Source organism: Streptomyces sp. NPDC015171 (assembly GCF_043079545.1).
Lineage (GTDB): Bacteria > Actinomycetota > Actinomycetes > Streptomycetales > Streptomycetaceae > Streptomyces.
Window position 1 is genome coordinate 1 of sequence record NZ_JBIBUO010000043.1, and the last position, 6,288, is coordinate 6,288.

Annotated in this window: 2 protein-coding genes; both read left to right on the forward strand. The window is 70.1% G+C overall.

Annotated features, from left to right (window positions below; genetic code table 11):
* Positions 1-1,344: beta-ketoacyl reductase (locus ACF073_RS41335; RefSeq protein WP_392076718.1), on the forward strand; the 1,344-nt coding region annotated here is incomplete at its 5' end.
* 36 nt (positions 1,345-1,380) lie between these two features.
* Positions 1,381-6,288 (forward strand): type I polyketide synthase (locus ACF073_RS41340; protein WP_392076720.1); only part of this gene is annotated, 4,908 nt, incomplete at its 3' end.

The following is a 6,288-nucleotide window of genomic DNA, read 5'->3' on the forward strand; positions in this document are numbered from 1 at the left end:
GGGACGGTGCTGGTGACGGGTGGTACTGGCACGTTGGGTGCTGTGGTGGCCCGGCATCTGGTGGCGGTGCATGGGGTGCGCAGTCTGGTGCTGGCCAGCCGTCGGGGTGCGGAGGCTGCTGGCGCGGTGGAATTGCGGGAGGAGTTGGAGCGGGCCGGCGCGGATGTGGTTGTGGCGGCGTGTGATGTGGCTGATCGGGTGGCGTTGGCGGAGTTGCTGGCGCGGGTGCCTGGTGGTGCGCCGTTGGCGGGTGTGGTTCATACCGCTGGTGTGCTGGATGATGGTGTGATCGCGGGTCTGACGCCGGAGCGGTTGGCTGGGGTGTTCCGGCCGAAGGTGGATGCGGCGCTGGCGTTGCACGAGGCGACGCGGGACCTGGACCTGGACGCCTTCGTCCTCTATTCCTCCGCCTCCGGGTCGCTCGGTGGTCCGGGACAGGGCAACTACTCGGCCGCCAACGCGTTCTTGGACGCGTTCGCGCAGTGGCGCCGTTCTCAGGGTTTGCCGGCGGTGTCGCTGGCGTGGGGTTTGTGGGGTGAGTCGAGTGCGATGACGGGCTCGCTCGGGGAGTCGGATCAGGCGCGTATGCGGCGCAGTGGTATCCGGCCGCTGTCCGCCGAGGAGGGCATGGCACTCTTCGACACCGGCCTCGCCGCCGACGAACCCGCCCTCATCCCCGTCAAGTTCGACTTCTCCGCTCTCGCCGCACAAGCGGGAGCGGGCCAACTGGCTCCGATGTTGCAGGGCCTGGTCCGCCGACCCCGGCGTGCTGCCGCCGCGGGCGGACCTGCCCGCATCGACTCCCTCTCGGCCCGGCTGGCCGTACTCCCGGAGGAGGAGCAGGCCGAAGCGCTGCTGGATCTGGTCCGCGACGAGGTCGCCGTCGTACTCGGACACACCGACGCCGAGAACATCGTTCCGGGACAGGCGTTCAGTGAAATGGGATTCGACTCGCTCACCGCTGTCGAGCTGCGCAACCGGCTGGCCGGGGTGACGGGCATCCAGCTGCCGGCCACGCTGATCTTCGACTATCCGTCACCCGCCGCGATCACCGAGCACCTGCGGGCGGAACTGATTCCTGACACTGTGACCGAGACCGTGGAGCTGAACGACGTGGACGAGGCCGGGCTACGCAAGGCCCTCGCCTCCGTCCCGCTCAAGCGACTCGAAGAGCTTGGTGTGCTGCGGCAGTTGATGCATCTGGTGGCTGCGGCCCCTGGAGCCGCAGACGCCGGTACGGCCACCGCCGCCGCCTCGCAAGCACCACAGAACGCGGCGCACCTGATCGCTGACATGGACGTCGCCGACCTCATCGAACGCGCGATGGGCAACACCAACAACTGAGCCCGTCGCGGCCTACGGAGGAATCCAAGAATGTCTGTGTCCCAGGACAAGCTTGTCGCGGCACTGCGCGCCTCGCTCACGGAGAACGAGCAGCTCAAGGAGGAGCGCGACCGGGCCCTTGCGGCCTCGTCCGAGCCGATAGCGATCGTGTCGGCCGCGTGCCGACTGCCCGGTGGCGTCTCCTCGCCGGAGGACCTGTGGCGTCTCGTGGTCGAGGAGCGTGACGGCATCACACCGTTCCCGGAGGACAGGGGCTGGGACATCGACGGGATCTACGACCCCACTCCCGGCCTGGCCGACAAGTCCTACGTGCGGGAGGGCGGCTTCCTCCACGACGCGGGGGAGTTCGACCCGGCGTTCTTCGGAATCAGCCCGCGTGAGGCGTTGGCGATGGATCCGCAGCAGCGCCTGCTGCTGGAGATGTCGTGGGAGGTGCTGGAGCGGGCCGGGATCGATCCGACCTCGCTGAAGGGCAGCCGTACGGGTGTCTTCGCCGGTGTGATGTACCACGACTACGAGGCGGCCGTGGCAGCCGGCAGCATCGTCTCGGGCCGGGTGTCGTACACCTTCGGTTTCGAGGGTCCGGCGGTGACCGTGGATACGGCGTGTTCGTCGTCGCTGGTGGCGATGCACTCCGCGATGCAGGCCCTGCGCGGCGGCGAGTGCTCGCTCGCGCTGGCCGGCGGCGTCGCCGTCATGGCCCAGCCCGGAAGCTTCATCGAGTTCTCGCGGCAGCGGGGTCTGGCGGCGGACGGGCGGTGCAAGTCGTTCGCGGCGGGTGCGGACGGTACGTCGTGGGCCGAGGGTGTGGGTCTGGTCCTGCTGGAGCGGCTGTCGGACGCGCGGCGTAACGGTCATGAGGTGCTGGCGGTCGTCCGGGGCAGTGCGGTGAACCAGGACGGTGCGTCCAATGGGTTGACGGCTCCGAATGGTCCTTCGCAGCAACGTGTGATCCGGCAGGCGTTGGCGAGTGCGGGTCTGTCTGCGGCCGACGTCGATGCGGTGGAGGCGCACGGTACGGGAACGTCGCTGGGCGACCCGATCGAGGCGCAGGCGCTGATCGCGACGTACGGTCAGGAGCGGCCCGGTGATGACCGTCCGCTGTGGTTGGGGTCGTTGAAGTCGAACATCGGTCATGCGCAGGCCGCGGCCGGTGTGGCGGGTGTGATCAAGATGGTGCAGGCGATGCGGCATGGTGTGCTGCCGAAGACGCTGCACGTGGACGAGCCCTCGCCGAAGGTGGACTGGTCGGCGGGCGCGGTGGAGCTGCTGACCGAGTCGCGGGAGTGGCAGACGGCGGAAGGCCGTCCGCGTCGAGCGGCGGTCTCCTCCTTCGGCATCAGCGGTACCAACGCGCACGTCATCCTGGAAGCCATCGAGGAAGTTGCCGAGGAAGCCATCCAGGAAGACGCTTCCGAGCCGACCACACCGCACGGGGTCGTCCCCCTCGTCCTGTCCGGCAGGACGGCCGATGCGGTGAGTGCTCAGGCTCGGCGCCTGGCCGACCACCTCCATTCGCACCCGGAGCAGAGCCTGACGGACACGGCGTACTCACTCGCCACGACGCGTGCTCGCTTCGACCACCGTGCGGTGGTGGTCGCGGGTTCGGCACAGGAGGCCCGCGACGGTCTCGCCTCGGTGCGCGCCGAGTCCGTGGTCCCCGGGCGTCTGGGCGTCCTGTTCACGGGCCAGGGATCGCAGCGGGTCGGCATGGGCCGTGAACTGCACGCAAAGTTCCCGGTGTTCGCGGACGCCTTCGACGAGGTGTGCGCGGCGGTCGACAAGAGCCTGGGCCGCTCGCTCAAGGACCTCGTCTTCGAAGGCGAGGAGCTGATCGACGAGACGCGATACGCCCAACCCGCCCTCTTCGCCATCGAGGTCGCGCTCTTCCGCCTCGTACGGTCCTGGGGCGTGCGCCCCAACTGCCTCGCCGGTCATTCGATCGGTGAGGTCACGGCGGCGTATCTGGCGGGTGTGTGGTCGCTGGAGGACGCTGCGAGCCTGGTGGTGGCGCGTGGCCGGTTGATGCAGGCGTTGCCGGCTGGTGGTGTGATGGTCGCGGTGGAGGCGACGGAAGACGAGGTCACCCCGCTGCTGACCGATGGCGTGAGCATCGCCGCCGTCAACGGGCTGACATCGCTGGTGCTGTCCGGCGTCCAGGACGAGGTCGAAGCAATGGTCGCCCGCTTCGAGGGTCGTCGGGTGAAACGGCTGCGAGTCTCCCACGCGTTCCACTCGCCCCTGATGGATCCGATGCTGGAGGAGTTCCGTGCGGTCGCGGCCGGACTGACCTATCACCAGCCCTCCCTGCCGCTGGTGTCGAACCTGACCGGTGAACTCGCGGACCCGGAGCGGCTGTGCTCGCCCGAGTACTGGGTGGAGCATGTACGCGGCACGGTCCGCTTCCACGACGGCGTCCGTGCCATGCGCGCGGAGAAGGTGTCCACCTTCCTGGAGCTGGGCCCCGACGGCGTCCTGTCCGGCATGGTCGCCCAAGACTGCGTGCCCTCCTTGCGGCGGGACACGCCCGAGGACCGGGCCCTGATGACCACCCTGGGCCGACTCCACACCCGCGGCGTCGGCATCGACTGGGAGAAGGTCTTCTCCGGCACCGGCGCACACCGCGTGGCCCTGCCCACGTACGCCTTCCAGCACCAGCGCTACTGGCTGAACCCGACTTCCTCCGGCGGGGACCCCGCGCTGGCCACCGGACATCCGCTGCTCGACACGGTGATCAGTGTTCCCGACACCGGTGGTGTCGTGTGCACCGGACGACTCTCCCTGGCAGCGCACCCGTGGCTGGCGGATCACTCCGTGTCCGGCACGGTCCTGCTGCCGGGGACCGCCCTCGTGGAACTCGCGGTCCGCGCCGGGGACGAGGTCGGCGCGCGGTCCCTGCGTGAGCTGATCATCGAAGCGCCGGTGGTGATCCCCGAGAAGGGTGCGGTACGCATCCAGGTGTCGGTCGGCGAGGAGGCGAATGGTGTCCGGCCGGTCGCGGTGTACTCACGGCCGGACGACACCGAATCCGTCATGCCATGGGTGCGTCACGCCACTGGCCAGCTCGATGAGGAAGCGCCGGCTCCGGACCCGACCTTCGCGGCCTGGCCCCCCGAAGGTGCGCAGCCCGTCGACCTGACCGGCTTCTACGCGGACCAGGCGACCGCCGGATACGCGTACGGGCCGCTGTTCCAGGGCCTGAACTCGCTGTGGACCCTCGGAGAGGACATCTACGCGGAGGTCGCGCTTCCGGCGGAGGACACCGACGCGGCGTCCGGGTTCGGTCTGCACCCCGCGCTTCTCGACGCGGTCCTGCACTGCGGAGCCTTCACGGAACGCGAGGCCGAGGAGGGCAAGCTCATCCTGCCGTTCGCGTGGAACGGCATGACGCTGCACGCTTCCGGCGCCACCAGCCTGCGGGTCCGTATGACGCCCACCGGCCCCGAATCGGTGTCGCTGGAACTCGCCGACGGCGAAGGCGCCCCGGTGGCATCGGTCGAGTCCCTCGTCCTGCGGGCGGTCGCCGAAGAGCAGGTCAAGGCCGCCGGCCGGACCGGCCCCGGCACGGATTCCCTGTTCTCCGTCGAATGGACCGCGCTGCCCGCCGAAGCGACCACCGGCGCCGTCGCCGCGGTCGTCCCGCACACGGTCTCCATGGCCATGGACGTCGAGGAGCTGGTGCGCTCCGGCGCGTCGATGCCGGACGTACTGGCCGTGGACGCCGTCGACGGTGTCGTCAGCCCCGAACGCGTCCGCGGTCTGGTCGGCCGTGTGCTCGGCATCCTCCAGGCCTTCCTCGCCGCGCCGGAACTCGAATCGTCCCGTCTGCTCGTCGTGACGCGCGGCGCGGTCGGTGTCTCCGGCGACACCGAGGTGACCGATCCGGCTGGCGCCGCGGTCTGGGGCCTGGTGCGCGCGGCACAGGCCGAGAACCCGGACCGCGTCCTCCTCATGGACGTGGACGAGGTCCAGGCGTCCCGGCCGGCCCTGGCGGGCGTACTGGCCACCGGGGAGCCTCAGGTGGCGGTGCGCGCCGACGTCGTCCACATACCCCGGCTGGTGCGGGCCGCTGCTGACTCCGGAGCCGGGCTGGCCCTGGACCCCGCGGGCACGGTCCTCGTCACCGGCGGCACCGGAACGCTGGGCGGCCTGGTCGCCCGGCATCTCGTGGCCGCGTACGGCGTGCGCCACCTCCTGCTGACCAGCCGCCGCGGACCGGAGGCGCCCGGCGCCGGGGAGCTGAAGGCCGAACTGGAGGCCGCCGGAGCGACCGTCACCGTGATGGCGTGCGACATGTCCAAGCGCAGGGCGGTGAAGAAACTTCTCGCGGCGGTCTCGCCCGACGCGCCGCTGACCGGCATCGTGCACGCGGCGGGAGTCCTCGACGACGGTGTGATCGCGAGCCTGACGCAGGAGCGGATCGGCGCCGCCTTCCGGCCCAAGGTCGATGCCGCGCTGACACTGCACGAGCTGACACGCGAGATGAACCTCTCGGCGTTCGTCCTGTTCTCCTCGGCCGCCGGTGTGATCGGTGGTCCGGGCCAGGGCAATTACTCGGCGGCGAACGCGTTCCTGGACGCGTTCGCCCAGTGGCGGCGTGCACAGGGGCTGCCCGCCCTTGCACTGGCCTGGGGCCTCTGGGCCGAGTCCGGTGGCATGATCGCGACGATGAGCGACTCGGACCAGGCCCGCATGGGCCGGGGCGGAGTACTCCCGCTGTCCACCGAGGACGGTATGGCCCTGCTCGACACGGCCCTCTCCGGTGAGGCGTCCACCCTCGTACCGCTGAAGTTCGACTTCGCCGCCCTGACCGAGCAGGCACGCAATGGTCAACTACCGCCAGTTCTGCGCGGGTTGGTGCGTGTTCCGCGTCGTGTGGCGCGTGGTGGTGTGGCGGTGGCTGGTGGGGTTGGGGGTGATTCGTTGGCTGAGCGGCTGGCGGTG